At 70.6% G+C, this 20,309-nt stretch carries 5 protein-coding genes and 1 pseudogene; 1 reads left to right on the top strand and 5 read right to left on the bottom strand.

Annotated elements, in window-relative coordinates; all coding sequences use genetic code 11:
• Positions 1–114: 114 nt before the first annotated feature.
• Genes OHA98_RS39510 through OHA98_RS39500 form a run of 3 tightly spaced genes read right to left on the bottom strand, consistent with a single transcriptional unit; the run spans position 115 to position 18,249 of the window.
• Positions 115–321, bottom strand: coding sequence for an MbtH family protein (locus tag OHA98_RS39510; protein ID WP_266932989.1), 207 nt, complete (start codon positions 319–321; stop codon positions 115–117).
• Entirely contained in the window at positions 318–5,939 is a 5,622-nt protein-coding gene (locus tag OHA98_RS39505; RefSeq protein WP_266932988.1) for a non-ribosomal peptide synthetase, read from the bottom strand. The genes OHA98_RS39510 and OHA98_RS39505 overlap by 4 nt, the downstream gene beginning before the upstream one ends.
• Positions 5,923–18,249 carry a non-ribosomal peptide synthetase gene (locus OHA98_RS39500; RefSeq protein ID WP_266932987.1) on the bottom strand — a complete coding sequence of 4,109 codons (12,327 nt, stop codon included), beginning with the start codon at positions 18,247–18,249 and terminating at the stop codon, positions 5,923–5,925. The genes OHA98_RS39505 and OHA98_RS39500 overlap by 17 nt, the downstream gene beginning before the upstream one ends.
• Before the next feature lie 239 nt (positions 18,250–18,488).
• On the opposite strand from OHA98_RS39500, the gene OHA98_RS39495 reads away from it, so the two are divergent.
• Complete coding sequence (locus tag OHA98_RS39495; protein WP_266932986.1) at positions 18,489–18,734, top strand: hypothetical protein; 246 nt, start codon at positions 18,489–18,491, stop codon at positions 18,732–18,734.
• Positions 18,735–18,818: 84 nt separating this feature from the next.
• Here OHA98_RS39495 and OHA98_RS39490 read toward each other — a convergent pair whose 3' ends face one another.
• Positions 18,819–19,904 carry a prephenate dehydrogenase gene (locus tag OHA98_RS39490; RefSeq protein ID WP_266932985.1) on the bottom strand — a complete coding sequence of 362 codons (1,086 nt, stop codon included), beginning with the start codon at positions 19,902–19,904 and terminating at the stop codon, positions 18,819–18,821.
• 136 nt (positions 19,905–20,040) lie between these two features.
• Positions 20,041–20,276, bottom strand: a pseudogene (locus OHA98_RS39485) (transposase); the annotation flags it as partial.
• Positions 20,277–20,309 lie beyond the last annotated feature (33 nt).

Raw genomic sequence — 20,309 nt, 5'->3', positions numbered from 1 at the left:
CGCACAGGTCCTTTCGCCTCGTCCAGCCTCGGATGAGGAATCGTTGTCGCGAGCCGGTTGGACGGGCGCCGAGCCCGTCCAACCGTCCACATCGAGCAGCTGGACGCCTTCGCCTCAGACGCCGGCTTCCTGGATGAGGCTCTTCGGCCGGAGGTCCTTCCAGTTCTCCTCGACGTAGTCGAGGCACTCCTGACGGGTGGCCTCACCGTGGACACGGGACCATCCGGCGGGCACTTCCGCGAAGGTCGGCCAGAGGGAATGCTGGCCCTCATCGTTGACCAGCACGAAAAAGGATCCGTCGTCGTCGAACGGGTTGGTCATCGTTCTGTCCTTTCGCTCTTCGGCCGGGAATGGAGCTTCTCGGCGACGATGGCACCAATCTGGGCCAGCGCCGCTGGTTGCACCAAGTCGTAGTGGTTGGACGGGATCTCGTGGGGCTCGATGGTTCCGCTGGTGAAGTCCTTCCAGCTGGCTATCGCCTCCGGTACGGGCAGATGCGCCGGCCGTTCCATCGAGGCGATGAAGAGCAGGATGTCGCCGGCGAAGGGCGAGGCGATATGCCGCGGCCCGACCTCCCAGAGGTTTCGCATCACCGCCTCGAGGCGCTTCCTGGTGCCGGGCCCCTGGACCAGTCCACCGGCGAGTTCCAGGTCCTGCTCCTTGCGCTTCTGCAGGGCCTCCTCGTCGCGCATGGCTTCTTCGCTCACCGTGCCGGTCGCGTTCCGTCCCATGTAGACGGGATAGGCGTCGAGCAGGGCGAGCAGGCCGACCTCCTCCCCTTCCGCCTCGAGCAACGCGACCATCGCCTGCGCGATCCGCCCGCCGAGGGACCAGCCGAGGAGGTGGTACGGCCCGGTCGGCTGCACAGCCCGGATGTGCTCGAGGTAGTCGGCCGCCATCTCCTCGACGCTGCCGGGCAGGGGTTCGGTACGGGCCAAGCCGCGTGCCTGCACTCCGTAGACCGGCTGATTCGCGGGAAGATGCCGCAGCAACGGCTGATAGTTCCAGCTCAGACCGCCGCTCGCGTGGAGGCAGAACAGTGGCGGGCGGTCACCGCCGACTTGCAGCGGCAGCAGGATCTCGTAGTCACCCGTCTTCACCGAAGGGGTCGAGCGCCGCCGCTCGCCCACGACGACCAGGGTTTTGGCCGAGGTCTTCCGGGCGAGCAGGCCCGTGCGCAGCATCTGATGTCCCGGAGTCCCGAACGGGCAGGGCACGGTCGACCGACCGGCCTTGCCCGCGTCCACTGCGGGCCCGGTGACGTAGAGATTGCCCACGGCCCCGGGAGTGACCGGGCACAGCTGGTCGTCGAGCAGGAGCGCACCGGGCGGACCGTCCTCGGCCAGGTCGGCGAGCGCCGGGGGCACGGCCCCGGCCCACCGTGCCGGTGCGATGACCGGACGGCTGCGTTCGAAGTCGTCCAGGAAGATGTCCAGGTCGCTGATCCGCCGCCGGGGATCCTCCGCCACCTGTTCCAGGACGCGGACCAGCCGCCGGGCCACCGACTCGGCCGTGTCCCGGTCGAACAGGTCGGTGGCATAGCGGAGGATGCCTTCGATGCAGTCCTCCTCGTCGTCGTCGAGGCGGTCGGTGAGCTTGAACGCGAGATCCAGCTCCATGGCTTCGGCCCCGCCGGGTTCGACATCGGTGCGCAGGCCCGGCAGTTCCATCGCGTCCCAGGTGCCGAGCCCTTCCTCCAACACCTCCAGCCCCACCTGGAACACGGGGTGGCGGGAGAGCGAGGCGGGCAGGTCGAGCAGCTCGGCGAGCCGCTCGAAGGGCACGTCCAGGTGCTCCTGCGCGGCCTGGACCGCTTCCTGCACGCGGGTGACGACTTCCAGGAAGGTCGGGTCGCCGGAGACTTCCGTGCGCAGGGCGACCGGCCGGGCGAACGGCCCGATCATCGGCTCGAGGTCGATGAGGTCCTCGTCCCGGGGCAGCGTCGTGCCGATCACCAGGTCGTGGCCCGCGCCCAGTTTCGTCAGCAGCATGGCGAGCGCGGCGTGCACCACCTGGAACGCGTCCGCGCCGGCCGACTCCGCTGCGTCCATCAACCGGGCGTACGGGCCCGCGTCCAGCCGCAGCTCGACCGTACCGGCCCGACGCGACGCGACAGCCGACCGCAGGCGGTCGAACGGCAGCGCCGTCTCTCCGTCGATGCCGGCCAGGTTGTCCCGCCAGAAGGCAATCTGCTCGTTGGGCAGGCTGCCCGGCTCGTTCTCGTCCGCGAGCAGTCGCTGCTCCCAGATCGCGTAGTCGGCGAACTGCACGGCCAGGGGCGCGCGCTCCGGGACCCGGCCCTCGCGCCGCGCGCCGTATGCGGCCGCCAGGTCGCGGAAGAACACGTCCAGCGAGTCGTCGTCGGCGAGGATCCGATGCACCTGCAGGTGCAGCACGTGCTCCTTCTCCGCGAGTCCGAAGAGCTCACATCGCCACGGCACGTCCTTGGTGAGGTCGAACGCCGACTCGCGCCGCTCGGCGAGCAGCCCGGGAAGGTCCTCCTCGGTGGCCGGGACGGGAGTCAGCTCGACCGCCAGGGCGTCTTGAATGTGCTGGTGGACACTCTGTGCGTCGCCGGGGAAGGTCGTACGGAAGATTTCGTGCCGGGCCGCGACGTCGCCGAGCGCCGCCGCCAGCGCGGGCACGTCCAACCGGCCGCGCAGGCGCAGTGCGACCGACGCGTGCAGGCCGGCCGTCTCCTTCCCGGGCTCGGCCAGCAGCCGGGCGCGCAGCTGCCGGGTGGTGACCGGCACCCGGTCCGGCCGCTGGGCGGCTTCCAGTGCGGGGCGTGACTTCGCGGCAAGCACCCTCGCCAGACCCGCGGGTGTCGGCGAGGAGAACAGCTGCCGGATGGGCAGATCCGCGCCGAGTTCCTCACGGATCCGCGCGATCAGCCGCATGGCCAGCGCCGAACTCCCGCCGAGGTCGTGGAAGGTGTCGTCGCCACCCACGTGGTCGACGCCGAGGATCTCGGAGAACAGCGCGCACAGCACCTTCTCGGTCTCGCTCTCCGGCACCTTCTCCGACGCGTGTCCCGCGAGATCCAGGGCGGGCAGGGCCCGGCGGTCCACCTTGCCGTGGGCGGTGACCGGCAGGCCGGGCAGGGCGACAACCGCCATCGGCACCATGTACGCGGGCAGGACCAGGGCCATGTGACGCCGGATCTGTTCCGGCCCCGCATCACTGCCGTCGGAGACGAAGTAGCCCACCAGACGCTTCTCGCCCGGCTGGTCCTCCCGCGCCATGACAACTGCCTCGACCACCCCGGGCTGGGCCGCCAGCACGGCCTCCACCTCGCCCAGCTCCACCCGGTAGCCGCGGATCTTCACCTGGTCGTCGGCTCGGCCGAGGAACACCACCTCGCCGTCCTTGTTCCAGCGCGCCAGGTCGCCGGTGCGGTACATCCGTTCACCGGCGAGGAACGGGCACGCCACGAACCGCTCGGCCGTCAGGCCCGTGCTGGTGAGGTACCCGCGGGCCAGCCCCGTGCCGGCGATGTACAGCTCGCCGGCCACTCCCGGCGCGACCGGGCGCAGGAAGGCATCGAGGATGTAGACCTTGCGGTTGGCCATGGGACGGCCGACCGGCAGCTCCCACCCGAGCTCCTCGCCGGGCTCGATCGGCTTCCACGTCGCGCACAGGGTGGTCTCGGTCGGTCCGTAGGTGTTCCGCACCCGCAGGCCGGGCTGGGCCCGCCGCAGGTTCTGCACCGACTGCGCGGGGACCACGTCCCCGCCGGTCCCGATCTCGACCAGACCCGCGAAACACTCCGGAGACGTCTCCGCCAGGGCGCGGAAGGTACCGGCGGTGAGGTGGACGGCGGTCGCGCCGCGTTCGACGGCCTGGCGTACCCCGGCCGCGTCCAGCACACCCGGCTCGGTGAGCAGGACGCGGCCGCCCATGGCGAGCGGCACCCACATCGCGTACAGCGAGGGGTCGAAGACGTGCGTCGCGTGCATCAGCACGCCGTCGCCCGGACCGATCTGCCAGCCCGCGTCACCGGCCAGGCCGGCCACGCCCCCGTGGGGGATGCCTACGCCCTTCGGGAGGCCGGTGGATCCGGAGGTGTACATCACGTACGCCAGGTCGTCGGCGCTCGGCCGGCTCTCCGGCGCCGTGGCGGCGCAGCCGTCGACGGCCGCCCGCGTCCGAGGCGCGTCGAGGACGATCGCGTCCTTCGGCGCGACTCCGCTGGTCGCCTCCGTGCACAGGACGGTGGAGACCGCGGAGTCGTCGAGAATGAACGCGATCCGCTCGGCCGGGTACTCGACGTCCACCGGGACGTACGCCGCACCTGTCTTCCATATCGCCAGGAACGCGATCAGCAGGTCCGGCGACCTGTCCATGGCCACCCCGACCCGGTCGCCGCGGCCGACGCCACGACCGGCGAGGTAGCCGGCCAGCCGGTTCGAAGCCCGGTCGACCTCGGCGTAGGTCAGATCCGCGCCGCCGGCGTCGGTGATCGCCACCGCGTCCGGCGCCGCGGCCACCCGCCGCGCGAACATCCCGACCATGGATTCCCCCGGCACCGGGCCCTCGGTCGCGTTCCATTCGTCCACCACCAGGGCGCGCTCGGCCTCGCTCAGCAGCGTCAGGCGGCCGACCAGCACATCGGGCTCGGCGACCAGCCGCTCCAGCACGCGGGCCAGCGCGCCCACGACCGATTCGGCGACCGCTTGGTCGAACAGGCCCCGGTCGTAGTCGAGGATGAGCGGCATCTGTTCGCCGGGTCCGGTGATCAGGGTGAACGGGTAGTGCGAGGAGTTGCGCCCCCGCTTCAGCGGGCGCAGGGTCAGGCCCTCGTCCGGCGCCCGGCCGAGTCCCTTGCGAGGGAAGTTCTCGTAGATGATGAGCGTGTCGAAGACCGCTCCGGGGCCGGCGACGGCCTGCACGTCCTGCAGGCCGACATGGTGGTGGGGCATGAGCGCCGACTGGCCGCGCTGCAGCTCGGCGAACAGCTCGACGGCCCGCCGCCCGCCGTCGAGCCGGACCCGCACCGGCAGGGTGTTGAGCAGCTGGCCGACCATCGACTCCACACCGGCGAGGTCGCCGGGCCGCCCCGAGGCGGTCGCGCCGAACACCACGTCGGTACGGCCGGCCAGTTGCGACAGCACGACGGCCCACGCACCCTGCACGATGCTGTTCAGGGTGAGGTCGTGACGGCGCGCCAGTCCGGCCAGACCTTCCGTCAGTTCCGTGGACAGCTCGAGCACCACCGTGTCGATGTCCGGCACGCGGGTCGGATCGGCCGGGGCGACCGTGGTGGGCGTGTCCAGCCCCGCGAGCTCCTTCCGCCAGGCTGCCCTGGCCGCTTCCTTGTCCTGCCGGCCCAGCCACGCGAGATAGTCCCGGTAGGACCCGGCGGGCGGGAGTCCGGATGCCTCCCCGTCCGCCGCGTAGATCGCGGCCAGTTCGCGGTGGATGACCGGCATCGACCAGCCGTCCACCAGCACGTGGTGAAGGGTGTGCACGAGCCGGTGGCGCTCCGGGCCGAGCCGGATCAGGTGCAGTTTCATCAGCGGCGCCGTCTCGATGTTCAGCCGCTCGGCCACCTCGTCCGCCGCCAGCCGGTCCACCTCGCTGTCGGCGACGTCGTCCGGCAGCCCGGAAAGATCCGTCTCGCGCCAGGGGATCTCGGCGTCCCGCGCGATGACCTGCACCATCTGCGCGCCGCTGACATAGCGGAAACATGCCCGCAGCGCGGCATGCCGGTCCACGACGGCCTGCCACGACGCCCTCAGCCGGGCAGCGTCCAGCGGGCCGTCGATGCCGTAGACGGTCTGCACGGTGTAGGCGTCAGGACCATCGTGGTCAAGCGCGGTGTGATACAGCATCCCTTCTTGCAGCGGCGAGAGGGGCCAGACATCCTCCACGCTGGAGCGAGGCCTCGGGCGGGTACCGTCAACTGTCACGGTCTGCTCCTTACAGCGCTTGTTCATCGGCCAGTCCGGCCTCGAGTTGGTCCATCTGGTCGGATGAGAGATCGACGAGCGTGCCCGCCGAGGACTCCGGCGCCTCGGTGGCATCGCCGTCGGCGGGGAGTTCCGCGACAAGCACCGACAGCCGTTCCGGCGTCCTTTCCTCGAACACCTGCCACGCGGCCAGTTCCAGCCCCTTCCGGCGGGCTCGGGCCGAGAGCTGCATCGACATGATCGAATCGCCGCCGAGTTCGAAGAAGCTGTCGTCGGCACCCACCCGGTCCAGGCCGAGTACCTCCGCGAACAGTTCGCACAGCCTCGCCTCCATCGCTGTGCGCGGCTCCCGCCCGGAAGACATCCCGGCGAAGTCGAGGGTCAGCAGCGCCCGGTGATCGAGCTTGCCGTTCGGGGTGAGTGGCATGTGCTCCAGCGACACGAATGCCGCGGGCATCATGTACTCCGGCAGGCGTTCGGCCGCCAGCTCGCGCAGCGCGGAGGTCAGCGTGCCGTTCTCGCCGGAAGCGTCGGCCGACGGCACGACATACGCCATTAGCTGCTTGTCGCCAGGGCCGTCCCTGCGGACCGCGACCGCGACCTGGCCGACCCCCGGATGCTCCGCGAGCACGGCCTCGATCTCAGCCGGCTCGACCCGGTATCCGCGCACCTTGACCTGCGCGTCGACCCGGCCCGCAAAGAGCAGCTGGCCCTCCCGGCTCCAGCGGAACAGGTCGCCGGAGCGGTACATCCGCTCACCGGGGGCGAACGGACTCGCGACGAACCGCTCCGCCGTCAGGCCAGGGCGCCCGAGGTATCCACGAGCCAGTCCGACGCCAGTGATGTAGAGCTCGCCGACCACCCCCGGCGGTACCGGCTGGAGGAAGGCGTCGAGCACGTAGTGCCGCACGTTGTGGATCGGGCCGCCGAGCGGGACCACATCGTGTCCTGGAGCCAACGGGGCACTCATCGTCGAGCAGATGGTCGTCTCGGTCGGCCCGTAGGCCTGGATCACCCGACGGCCCGGCGACCAGCGGTCCACCAGCGCGGCCGGCAGTGCCTCGCCGCCCGTCAGCACTGTCTGCAGGGTGTCCGGCAGGTCGTCCTCGCTCGCCAGCACGCTCGGCGACACGGTCAGGTGGGTGATACCCGCCCTGCGGATCGCGTCGCCCAGTGTCACCCGGGGCGGCATGCTCGCCGCGTCCGGCAGGACCAACGTCGCGCCGGCCAGCAGAACCATGTAGAGCTCGGAGACGATGGCGTCGAATCCGATCGCGGACAACTGCAGGACACGCGAGGACGACGTCACGGCCATCCGCTCGATGTGCGCGTACCCCAGATTGACGAGTCCGGAGTGGGCCACCAGGACGCCCTTGGGCACCCCTGTCGACCCCGACGTGTAGATCACGTACGCCGCGTCTTCGGGTGCCACCGGCGACAACTCCACACCCGGATCGGCGGCGGGCAGCTCATCCAGCACCAGCACCCGGCCCGCGAACTCCGCAGGCACGACCGCGCGAGTCGTGCTCGTGCACACCAGCACCTCCGGCGCCGAGTTCGCCAGGATGAACTCGATGCGCTCACGGGGATAGTCCGGATCGACCGGCACGAACGCCCCGCCGGCGAACAACACCCCCATCAGGGTCACCGCCAGCTCGGCCGAGCGCTCGACCAGTACTCCCACCCGGGCCTCACGCCGCACGCCCGAGCCCACGAGCAGTCGCGCCAGCGCTTCCACCTCGCCGAGCAACTCGCTGTACGACAGGCTCCGCGCCGCGTCCTGCACCGCCGGCGCGTCCGGCGTCTGCTCGGCCTGCCTGCGGAACAGCACCGGCAGTGTCTCCGCCGCAACCGGCTCGTCGGTCCTGTTCCACTCGTCCACCACCAGGCGGCGTTGCTCAGGTCCGATCAGGCCGACCCGTCCCACCGGCGTCCGGGGATCGGCCACGACCTGCTCGAGAGCCCGGAGGAGCGACGCGAGAAGCTCCTCGACCTGGGTCCGCTCGAACGCGTCCGGGCGGAAGATGACTTCGCCGTGGACGGGACCCGCTACGGATGCGCGCATGGACAGTGGATAGTGCCCGGTGTCGTTCGGAATTCCCGCGGGACGCATGACGAGTGCGTCGGGTTCGTCGGACACAGGCGGCGGGGGCGGGTAGTTCTCGAACACCACGATCGTGTCGAATGCCGCGCCGGGCCCGGCATGCTGTTTGATCTCGGTCAGCCCGACGTGCTGATGCGGTATCAACGCGACCTGCCGTTCCTGCAGGTCCGCCAGCATGTCGAGGAATGGTTCGGCGCCGGCCAGGTGGGCCCGGACGGGCAGCATGTTCATGAACAGGCCGACCGCGGACTCGACACCGGGGATCTCGGGCGGACGTCCGGCCACCGCGGCGCCGAAGACCACGTCCTGACGACTGGTCAGCCGGGCCAGCAGCAGTGCCCAGACCCCTTGGAAGAGTGTGTTCGCCGTCACACCGTGCTGGCGGGTGAACTTCACCAGGCGCCGGCTCAGATCGTCGTCGAGTGCGAACCCGACCCGGTCGGGCTCGACGGGCGCGATGATCGTCTCCGGTGGCACGACGTGGGTCGCCTCGTCGAGCCCCGCGAGTTCGGCCCGCCACGCCTCCCGGGCAACTGCCTTGTCCTGGTGAACGGTCCAGGCGAGATAGTCGCGGTACGACGTCGGGGTCGGCAACGCCCGGCCCTCACCGCCGGCGTAGTACGCCGCCAGTACCTCACCGGTGATGAGCGGCAGGGACCATCCGTCCGCCGCAATGTGATGCGACGTGAAGACGAGCCGGTGCCGGCGGTCACCGAGACGCAGCAGGTGCAGACGCAGCTGCGGCGCCCGGGTCAGGTCGAACCGCTCGGCATGCAGCTCCGCCGCGAGACGGTCGACTTCCGCCAGCGCCTCGTCCTCGGGCAGATGGGACAGATCGGTCTCCTGCCAGGGCAGCGTCACCTCGCCGGCGACCGCCTGCACCGTCGCACTGGACCCGAGCTGATGAAAACTCGCCCGCAGGGCGGGATGCCGATCCAGCAGCACCTGCCACGCCCTGCGGAAGCGGGCGACGTCCAGCGGTCCCTCGATGACGAGGGTACGCATACTCGCGTAGACGTCCGGGCCGCGCTCGTCGGCGGCGTGGAACAGCAGGCCCTCCTGGAGCGGAGACAGCGGCCAGATGTCGACCAAGCCCGGTACGGCGGCCTCGACCTCCGCCACATCCCGCTGCGTCAGCGCGGTGAGCGGGAAGTCGGACGGCGTGTGCCCCCCGACGCCGCCGGCGTCGACGTGGGCGGCGAGGCCGGACAGCATGTCCAGCCAGCCCTGCCCGAGCGACTCCGCCTCGGCCTCGCCGAGTATGCGCCCGGCCCAGGTCACGGTCAGCTCGAGCTCGGGTCCGTCGTCGGCGTCCAGCACGACCGCGTCGATCTCCAGGACGTGCCGCAAGGCCGTGTCCTGGTCCGTCGTACCGCCGATGGTCCCCACCATCTGCCAGGGCTCCGCGGCACCGTCGGGCCGGGACGAAAAGCGGCCGAGGTAGTTGAACCCGATCTCCGGCTTCGGCAGTGCCGCCAGGGCCGGCCCGGTCTCGGCGTTGAGGTAACGCAGCATCCCGTAGCCGAGCCCGCCGTCGGGCACGGCTCGCACGTTCTCCTTGACGCTCTTCAGCAGCCGGCCTGCCGCGTCGCCACCCGAGACGGCTTCGGCCGTGTCGATCCCGGCCACATCCAGCCGGAGCGGATGGATGTCGGTGAACCAGCCGACCGTCCGGGACAGGTCCAGGTCACCGATGGGCTGGCGGCCGTGACCCTCGACGTCCACCACGACGGCCGTGTCGCCGCGCCATCGGGCCACCGCGCCCGCCAGGGTGGCCAGCAACACCTCGTGAACACCACAGTGGAAGGCCGAGGTTGCCTTCGCCACGAGCACGCCGGCCTTGTCCCGCGGCAACCTCCAGGACCTGCGTCCCGCGGTCGACATCGTGTCGCGCGTGGGATCGAACTCGCCCGGCCGCGACTGCGCTCCGTCGAGGATCGCCGTCCACGTCTCCAGCTCCGCCGTCCGGATCGCCGCCTGATCGGCCAGTGTTCGCGCCCAACGCCGGTACGAGACGTCGACCGGATCGAGCGCCGGTTCCCGGCCCGCGGCCACGGCCGCACATGCCACCTGCAGGTCCGGCAGCAGGACTCGCCACGACACGACGTCGGCCAGGAGGTGGTGCGCCACCACCACGAGCCGTCCGAGGCGGCCGGGTCCGGCGTCCACCCACACCGCCCTGATCATCACGCCGGCGGCGGGATCCAGCCGGGCGGCCGTCTCGTCGGCGCAGCGCTCCGCGATCCTGTCCACGTCACCGGCACCGGCCTCGACCCGCTCGACCAGCGTCGCCGCGGATACCGCTGCCCGGTCGGCCACGACCAGCCGGGGCTGCTCTCCGTCGGTCTCGACGATCCGGCTGCGCAGCATGTCATGGGTGTCGATCACCGCGGCCAGTCCGGCCGCCAGCACGTCCACGGACAGGTCGTCGGGCGCGCCCACGGTCACCCACTGCGCCGGTGCGCGTCGGGTCATCGCGCGGGGATCGCGTTCGAGCAGTGCCCGCACCACTGGCGTCCACGGGACCTCGCCGACGCCGTCGGCGACGTCGGCCCGCGCCGGTCCGCCACGCTCGGCGACCGCCGCGATCCTCGCGGGCGTCTTCTGCTCGAAGACCTGCTTCGCCCCGAAGACGAGATCCTCGCGACGCGCGCGGGCGGCCAATCGCATCGACAGGATCGAGTCGCCGCCCAGCTCGAAGAAGCCGTCGTCGGCGCCGACCCGGTCCAGCCCGAGTATCTCGGCGAACAGGTCGCACAACACGCGCTCGGCCTCGGTACGCGGCTCGCGGCCTGCCGCCCTCGCGGTGAACTCCGGAGCCGGCAGGGCCGCACGGTCGATCTTTCCGTTGAGCGTCAGCGGGAAGCCGTCCAGCACCACCACCGCGGGCACCATGAACTCCGGCAGCCGCGCCGCGAGCTGCTCGCGGATCGCGTCGGAATCCGGTCCCGGATCCCCTTCCGTGGTCACATACGCGATCAGCCGCTTCTCGCCGGGCTGGTCCTCCCGCACCACCACGATCGCCTGCGCGACCTGCGGAACCTCGGCCAGGGCCGTCTCGATCTCCCCGGGCTCCACGCGGTAGCCCCGGATCTTCACCTGGGAGTCGGCCCTGCCGACGAACAGCAGCTCACCGCGGTCCGTCCAGCGCACCAGGTCGCCGGTGCGGTACATCCGCCCGCCCGTCGCCCGACCACCACGTACGGAGGCGCTTCGCGCCGCCGCGTCGCCGGGAGCGAACGGATCGGCGACGAACCGCTCCGAGGTCGGCCCGCTCGCGCCCAGATAGCCGTGCGCGAGGCCGGCGCCCGCGAGGTAGAGCTCGCCGGTCACGTTGGGCGCCACCGGCTGGAGGAACGCGTCGAGCACGTAGGCCTGCCGTCCGGCCAGCGGTCGGCCGATCGGCAAGGTGTCGCCCGTTTCGTCCCCCGGTTCGAGGAGGTGCCACGTGGCGCAGAGGGTGATCTCGGTGGGGCCGTAGAGCTGCCGGACTCGAACCTCCGGGCACGCCCGGCGCACCCGCGCGACGGACGCGAGTGGTACCGCGTCACCGCCGGTCAGGATCTCGCGCAGCCCGCGGAAGGACTCCGGCGATTCCTCGGCCACCACCCGGAAGCTCCCGGCCGTCAGATGGGCGGTGGTGACGCCACGCTCGATCGCCTCGCGCAGCTGCTGCGCGTCGACCGCGCCCGGTTCCGCGACCAGCACGCGGGCCCCGTTGACCAGTGGCACCCAGATCTCCACCAAGGACGCGTCGAACGCGTGCGACGCGTGCAGCAGCACGCAGTCGTCCGGGCCCTGCGACCAGCCGGCGTCGCTCGCCAGTGCCGCCACGCTCCCGTGCGGCACCGCGACGCCCTTCGGGACCCCGGTCGATCCCGACGTGTACATCACATAGGCCACGTCGTGCACCCCGACCGTGAGTGCCGGCGCCTCGTGCGGCACTCCCCCGATCGCCGGTGCGTCCATGACCACCGGCTCGACCCCGTCCGGCACCGCGTTGCGGGTCGCTCCCACGCAGACCGCCACCCGTGCGCCGGCATCGGCCAGCATCCGGTCGATCCGTTCCGCGGGGTAGTCCACATTCACCGGCACCTGCGCGGCCCCCGCCTTCCAGACCGCGAGCAGGGCGACGAACAGGTCCGCGCCGCGTTCCATCACCACGCCGACACGGTCGCCACGCCGCACGCCCATCCCGGCGAGGTGCCCTGCCAACCCATCGGATGTCCGGTCGAGTTCGGCGTACGACAGGGTGCGTCCCCCGTCCATGACCGCCACCGCGTCCGGGGACCTGTCGGCCTGCCGCCGGAACAGCGACAGCACCGACCGGCTGCCGTCCGCTTCGCCGGTCGAGCTCCCGTGCTCCACCACCGACGCACGCGTCGATTCGTCCGTCACGGCCAGGCGGCCCACCGGAAGCGAGGGCTCCGCCACTATCCGTTCAATGACCCGCACGACCTGCCCGGCAACCTCAGCGGCCGTTTCGCGGTCGATCCGATCGGGCCGGTAGGCCACGTCGATCCGCAAGCGGTTCCCGGGAGAGACGCTCATGGTCAGCGGATAACCGGTACCGGTCCGGGTGCGGATCGAGCTGATCGCAAAACCACCGTCGCCGCCGGGACCGGCGTCGTCGTCCGGGTAGTTCACGACCATCACGATGCTGTCGAAGATCGCGCCCGTCCCCACCAGCCGCTGGATTTTGGACAGTCCCAGGTACTGATGCTCCGTCAACGCCGCCTGGCGCCTCTGCAAGTCCTGCAACATGTCCAGCATCGGCCGGCCGCCTTCGAGGCGCACACGCACCGGGACGGTGTTGATGAACATCCCCACCATCCGCTCGACATCCGGCACATCCGCGGGACGCCCCGACACCACGGACCCGAACACCACGTCCGTCCGGCCCGCCAGCCGCGCCAGCACCAACGCCCATGCGCCCTGCACGATCGTGCTCAACGTCAGTCCATGGCCACGTGCGAAGTCGGTGAGGGCCTGCGTCGCCCCCTCGGGCAGCCATTCGGCATGCCCGTCCGGCATGACCATCGACTTGTCCGCGTCGGCGTCCATCAGGGTCGGTTCGTCCGCCCCGGCGAGCTCGGACAGCCACGCCGCTCGTGTCGCCTCCTCGTCCTGACGGCGGAGCCACGCCAGGTAGTCCCGATAGGACGGTGGCTTCGACGAGCCCTGTCCACCCGCGTAACCCGTCGACATCTCACCCAGGACGATCGGTGTGGACCAGCCGTCCAGGACAACATGATGCGACGTCACGACGAGCCGGTGCCTGCTCCGACCGAGACGGATCAGCAACAGCCGGAGCAGCGGTGCCCTGGTCACATCGAACCGCTCCGCCTGATCCCGCGCGAGCAGGCGCTCGACCTCCGCCGTCGCGGCCGCCTCATCGAGGTGCGACAGATCGGCCTCACGCCATGGGACATCGACCTCGCCCTCGACGACCTGCACCGTTTCGCCGGATCCGAGCTGGTGGAAGCTCGTCTGGAGCGACTCGTGCCGGGCGACCAGCCGTTGCCACGCCGCACGCAGCCGTTGCGCGTCGACCGGTCCGTCGAGGTCCAGGATCCGCTGACTCTGGTAGACGTCGACGCCGTCCTCGTCGATGGCCCGCTCGAAGAGCATGCCTTCCTGCAGCGGTGACAGGGACCAGACGTCCGTCAGCCCTGGCGCCGCGGCCTCCAGATCCGCCACGTCCCGCTGCGTCAGCTCGACGAGGTCGAAGTCGGACGGGGTGTGCCCGCCGGCGTCGGGATCCTCGGCCAGCGCCGCGAAGCCGGTCAGCATCTCCAGCCATGCCTCGCCGAGCCGCTCCACCGTGGCGGGGTCGAGATCCCTGCCTTCGATGGACAGCCTCAGCCGGGGTCCGGCGGGCGTGTCCTGAACGTCCGCAGCGACCTCCATCGGGTGGGCCGCGACCATCTCCGGACCGCCGCCGAGCGACTCTTCGCTCCCCTGCCACGCGGTGGCCTCGGCGGCGAGGCTGGACCGGCCGAGGTAGTTGAATCCGATCTGCGGGGACGGCAACCCGGCCAGCCTGGCCCCGGTATCGGGGTTGAGATAGCGCAACAGCCCGTAGCCGAGGCCATCGCCGGGGACGGCGCGGGCCTGTTCCTTCACGGCCTTCAGCAACTGCCCGGCCGCGGCGTTCCCCGCTGCGGCGGCGGCAAGGTCGACATCGGAGACATCGAGGCGGACCGGGTGGACGCTGGTGAACCAGCCCACGGTGCGCAACAGATCCTCACCGTCGGCGGCATGGCGACCATGGCCTTCCACGTCCACCAGAATCCCGGCGCCGGCACCGCCCCGGCGCGCCACCGCACCCCCGAGGCCCGCCAGCAGGACTTCGTGAATCCCGCAGTGGAAAACCCCCGGAAGCCGGGACACCAGACTGCGCGCCGTGGTTCCGGACAGCGTCCATGACCACGAGTGCGACTGCCCGGTCCGCCTTTCGAGGGACGAATCCGCACCATCCAGTACGGCGACCCAGTGATCGACCTCAGCGATCGTGCTCTCGCTGAAGGCCTGCTCGGTCAGCCGCCGCGCCCAGTGCCGGTACGACGTCGTCGCGGGCTCAAGGGCAGGGAGCCCGCCGGAGATCACCGCGTCGTACGCCGATCGCAGATCCGGCACCAGGATTCCCCATGAGACCGCGTCGACCGACAGATGGTGCACCACCAAAGCCAACCGGCCCGGCCGGTCGCTTCCGGCGTCGACCCACACGGCCCGCACCATGATTCCCGCCGACGGGTTCAGCGTGCCGGCCGCCGTCCTGGCTTCGTGCTCGGCGAGCTCATCGAGGTCCGCGGTCCCGGCCGGCACCCGCGTGACCAGGCCGGCCGCGTCCACCGCGCCGCGCTCGGCCACGAACAGCCGTCCGTCCGGCTCCACCCGTGCCCGCAGCAGATCGTGCACATCCAGCACCGCTTGCAGGGCGATCACCAGGGCATCCGGACTCAGGTCTGCCGGGGTGACGACGACTTTCGCCTGCACGAAGTCAGGGCGCACCGCAGCATCCCCGAGGGCACGCATCACCGGCGCCCAGGGGATTTCTCCCACGCCTGTGCCCGCCTCGGAGCGGTCCCGTATGCGTGTCGTCAGGGCCTCTTGTGTCAGTGCCGCAAGTCGCTCCGGGGTCCGGTGCTCGAATATCTGCCGCGGGGTGAGGAAGATCCCCTCGCGTCGCGCACGGGCGGCCACCTGCATCGACGAGATCGAGTCCCCGCCCAGCTCGAAGAAGTTGCCCTCGACCCCGACCCGTTCCAGGCCGAGGACTTCGGCGAACACTCCGCACAGGATGCGCTCGGCCTCCGTGTCCGGCTCGCGGCTGACCGCCTTCGCGGCGAAGTCCGGTTCGGGCAGGGCCTGCCGGTCCACCTTTCCGTTGACCGTCAACGGCAGCTGGTCCAGCACCAGCACCGCGGCCGGAACCATGAATTCGGGCAGCGACTCGGCGAGCTGCTCGCGCAGCCGCACCGGGTCGACGTCGTGCCCCGCTTCGGCGACCGCATAGCCGATCAGCTGCTGCTCGTCCCGTACGGACACGACGGCCTGGCCCACACCGGGCAGGCCGGCGAGGACCACCTCGATCTCGCCGGGCTCCACTCGATACCCGCGGATCTTGACCTGGTCATCGGCACGTCCGGCGAACGCCAGCGCACCCTGGTCCGTCCAGTACGCCAGGTCGCCGGTCCGGTACATGCGCTCGCCCGTCGCCCGGCCACCGCCCCCCGCGGAGGCGCTGTGCGCCGCCGCGTCACCGGGAACGAACGGATCGGCCACGAACCGCTCCGCCGTCAGTGCCGCACGACCGAGGTAGCCCTGTGCCACACCGGCTCCAGCGACATACAGCTCGCCCACCACGCCTGGAGGCACAGGGCGCAGGAACGCATCGAGGACGTATGTTCGCCGCCCCGGGAGCGGTCGTCCGATCGGCAGCACTGATCCCGTCGTGTCGCCGGGTTCGAGCAGCCACCACGTCGCACACAGCGTGGCCTCCGTCGGGCCGTAGAGATGCCGCACGCGCACGCCAGGACTGCTGCGCCGCACCCGCTCCACCGCCGCGGGCGGCACCGCGTCCCCACCGGTCAGCACCTCGCGCAGACCGGCGAGCGACTCCGGTGACTCCTCGGCCACCACCCGGAAGGTCCCCGCGGTCAGGTGGGCGACCGTGACACCGTCGGCCACATAGCCGGCCAGAGCCTCGCCGTCCACCGCACCCGATCCGGCCAGCACCACCCTGGCACCCGAAAGCAGCGGCACCCACAGCTCGAACAGGGATATGTCGAACGCGTGCGAGGCATGCATCAGCACGGCGTCATCGGGGCCGATGGCCCATCCCGGCTCCCCGACCAGCGCCGCGACGTTGCCGTGCGTCACCACGACGCCCTTCGGTGTTCCCGTCGACCCCGACGTGTACATCACGTACGCGAGGTCGTCAGCGTGTACGCCAACGGACAGACGGGGGCACTCCGCCACCGCCTTCCGCGTCCGGGCATCGTCCAGGACGATCGGCTCGAGCCCTCCGTCCAGCACGACATCTCGGTACGCCTCTGCGCACAGCACTGCCGCCGGCTCCGCATCCGCGAGCATGAACTTCAGGCGTTCCGCCGGATAGGCGGGATCCACGGGGACGTACGCCGCTCCCGCCTTCCACACCGCGAGCAACGTCGCGATCAGCTCGGGCGACCGGCCCATCACCACGGCCACCCGATCCCCGCGCCGAACTCCCCTGCTGCGCAGATAGCCGGCGAGCCGCTCCGCGTGTTCGGCCAGTTCCCCGAACGACATCGCCCGATCGCCATCGACGACCGCCGCCCTGTCGCGGTGGCGCTCCACCTGACGGTCGAACAGATCCGGGGCCGGCCGGCCCGGCATCATGGCGGCTGTCGCACCCCATTCATTGACCACCTCACGCTCGGCCGCGGTCGTCACATCGACCTCGGCCACCGTCAGGTCGCCCGCGCCCGTCAGCTGACGCAGAACCTCCTTCAGTCGCTCAACGATGGAGAATGCTGTGGCCCGATCGAAGAGCTCCGTCAGATAGTCGAGTTTGAGGAGCATCGATTCGCCGGGGACACAAACCAGCGTCAGCGGGTAGTGGGCGGCTGCCCGGCCCTGATTTATTCGAATGCCAAAGTTTCCCTCGGAGTCCGATTCGGCGGGCTTGTTGGGGAACTTCTCGAAGACGAGCAGGGTATCGAAGACCGCGCCGGGGCCGACCGCCTGCTGTATGTCCACCAACCCCACGAACTGGTCAGGTATGAGCGCCGACTGCCGTTTCTGCAATTCCGCCAGCAGCTCCATCACCGGCGTCGAGCCGCGGAGCCGCACGCGCACCGGAACGGTGTTGAGGAATAGCCCCACCATCTCCTCCACGCCGGGCAGATCCGGCGGGCGCGCCGATACCGCCGCCCCGAACACCACGTCCGTCCGGCCCGCCAGTCGCGCCAGCACCATGGCCCACGCGCCTTGCACCACGGTGTTCAGCGTCAGCCCATGGCCACGAGCCAGCTCGTCCAGCGAGCGCGTGAGGGTCGCGGGCAGCTCGATCTCGACGCTGTCCGGCACGCCGGGCGCTCGCCCCGGATCGGCGGGCGCCACCAGCGTCGGCTCCTCGGCACCACGCAGCTGCGCCGCCCATGCCGACAGGGCCCGCTCCTTGTCCTGCCTGCTCAGCCACGCGAGGTAGTCCCGATATGACGTCACCGCGGGCAGGGCCAGCGGGTCGCCGCCGGCCGGGTACAGCTTCGACAGCTCGTTGACCATGACCGGCAACGACCAGCCGTCCGTGATCGTGTGATGGCAGGTCATCACCAGTCGATGCGTACGGTCGCCGAGGCGGATCAGGGTCAGCCGCAGCAACGGCGCCTGCGCGAGGTCGAATCGCGTCGTCCGATCCTCCTCGGCCAGCTCGCGCACGGCCTCGTCGGGGTCATCGAGGTGGGAAACGTCGACCTCTCGCCACGGAAGCTCCACCTCTTTGAGGACGATCTGCACGGTCTCGCCCGATTTACGCTGCCGAAAGCAGGCCCGAAGCGGAGCGTGCCGGGTCAGCAGCGCCTCCCATGCCGCGCGCAGCCTGGCCGCGTCCACCGGCCCGTCCAGGTCCAGGATCCAATGGCCTACGTAGACGTCGGGCCCTTCGCCGTCGTAAACCGCGTGGAAGAGCAACCCAGCCTGCAGTGGCGAAAGCGGCCAGATGTCCTCGATCCGCGACTGGGCCATCAATGTCTCCCTTAATCAGCTATGGGCTTGACGTTGGTCGTCGAACTCAGCCGTGAATTCCTCAAACTCGCCCTGATCCAGGTCGAGGAGGTCGACGTCGAATGCGGAACGTGCCGCACAGAAGAATCATCCGCCTGACGGGCGAGCCCGGACAACATGTCCAGTCGCACCGGACGCGGTCGATCGTGAGGCCAAGCGGCGCCTGGCCGTCATGCGCCATGTCGAATAGGTCACCGGCTATGTCGCCAAGTCCTGCCGGTACTTCGGGATCAGCCGGCGGGCGTACCACGGCAGGGCAGCGCCGCTACCGGGCCGAGGGGGTCGAGGGCCTGCGGATCTACCCACAACTCAACAAGGCCGCTGCGATCCAGCGCCTGCCGTTCCAGGTCGAGGTGATCCCGACGGACAACGGGGCCGATGTCCAGTCCGCGTTCCCCTTCCACGTGCTCGACAAGGGCATCGCGCACGCCTCGCACCGGGCGTAATCCATGATCTTCAGTCGCACACCCGCGGAGCGAACTCCTCGCCGCCCAGGGGGGGCGAACCACACATCGGGCCGCGGCCGGCGCTCAGCGCTCGTGCCAGCCGCCGATCCGCAGGGCTTCCCTCAGCGGTGCCGTCATGCCGGGAGCGACGCTGACATGGACCAGGCCGGCCTGGCGGCCGGTGGCATGCTCGATGCGGATGTCCTCGATGTTGACGTCCGCGCGGTCCGCATCCGTCAGCAGCCGTGCCAGTTCGCCCTGTTGGTCCCCGATCATCACGGTCACCGATTCGAACCGCTCAGGCTGCGTCCCGTGCTTACCGGAGATGCGGCCGCGGCCTGACTTCCCCCTGCGCAGCATGGTCCCGACCGTCTTCATGCCACTGCTGCGCTTGGCTTCGTCCGTCGCTGCCATGGCGCGCAGCCCGGCGACCATCTCGCTCAGATCGGCGCCCAGTTCGTCCAGGAGGTCCGCCACGACCGCGGCGTTGCCGCCCAGGATGTCCAGCCAGAGCTGGGGGTCGGCCTCCGCGATCCGGGTCAGGTCCCGCAGCCCCGGGCCCGCCAGGCTCACCTCACGCTCCTCGGCTCTGTCCAGGCGCATCGCGACCAGGCTCGCCACCACATGGGGCGCATGGGACACCAGCGCCACCGCACGGTCGTGCGCCGCCGCCTCCATCAGCACAGGAACAGCGCCACACAGCGTCACCAGTTCCAGTGCCGTGTTGAGCGTTTCGGTGTCGGTGTCCGCCGTCGGCGTCAGCGCCCAGGTGCGGCCCTCGAAGAGGTCGCCCCGGGCCCTCAGCGGACCGCTGCGCGACGCGCCCGCCATGGGATGTCCGCCGATGTAGCACGAGGTGTCGCAATTGAGGGCGATGACGTCGTGCTGCGTTTCCGCCTTCACGCTCGCCACGTCCGTGTAGTGCCGCGCCAGGTGCCCGCCCTGTGCGTCCGCCAGCACCTTGCCGATCAGCGGCGGGGGCACCGCAACGATCGCCAGGTCGACGGTTTCCGTGGGCGACTGCACCGTACCGGCGCCCAGCGACGCGGCCGTCCGGGCAGCCGCCGAGTCGACGTCCCTGAGGTACACGGTCACGCCACGCGCCCGCAGCGCCAACGCCACCGACGTACCCATCAGTCCTGTGCCGATCACCAGCGCGGAGTGCATCACGGCCCCATCCATTCCTAGTACCTGAGAGCTGCGCGGGAGGTTCGCTCCCGTGCCGGACGCCGACGAAGCGGCGTGATCCATGACTTCGGCAGGTGATCCGGTGACGGACGAGGCGTCCGACCCGGAACCACCTGATCTGGCACCACATCAGGAAGCGGCGGCGGGCCGTGGACTCGGAGACGCCGAAGCAGGGTGGTAGCGCCCGCCGGGCGCAGCCGCGACCAGTCCCCGGGTGACGGCCGCGAACAGCGTCGCATCAGGCGTGTCCTGAGTTCCGCCGCCCTGAGGCCGCACCTTCGACGGCGGGATCAGTGGCTTCGCGATCTCCGACACCCCGCCTGAGACCGTCCAACTCCACTTCTCCCGCCGCATGTTGAGGTTCTGCCGTGCCTCACCACTTAGGAC

Source organism: Streptomyces sp. NBC_00654, from assembly GCF_026341775.1.
Taxonomy (GTDB): Bacteria; Actinomycetota; Actinomycetes; order Streptomycetales; family Streptomycetaceae; genus Streptomyces.
Note: the sequence above shows the minus strand (reverse complement) of the source record. Positions and strands in the feature narration are given on the sequence as shown.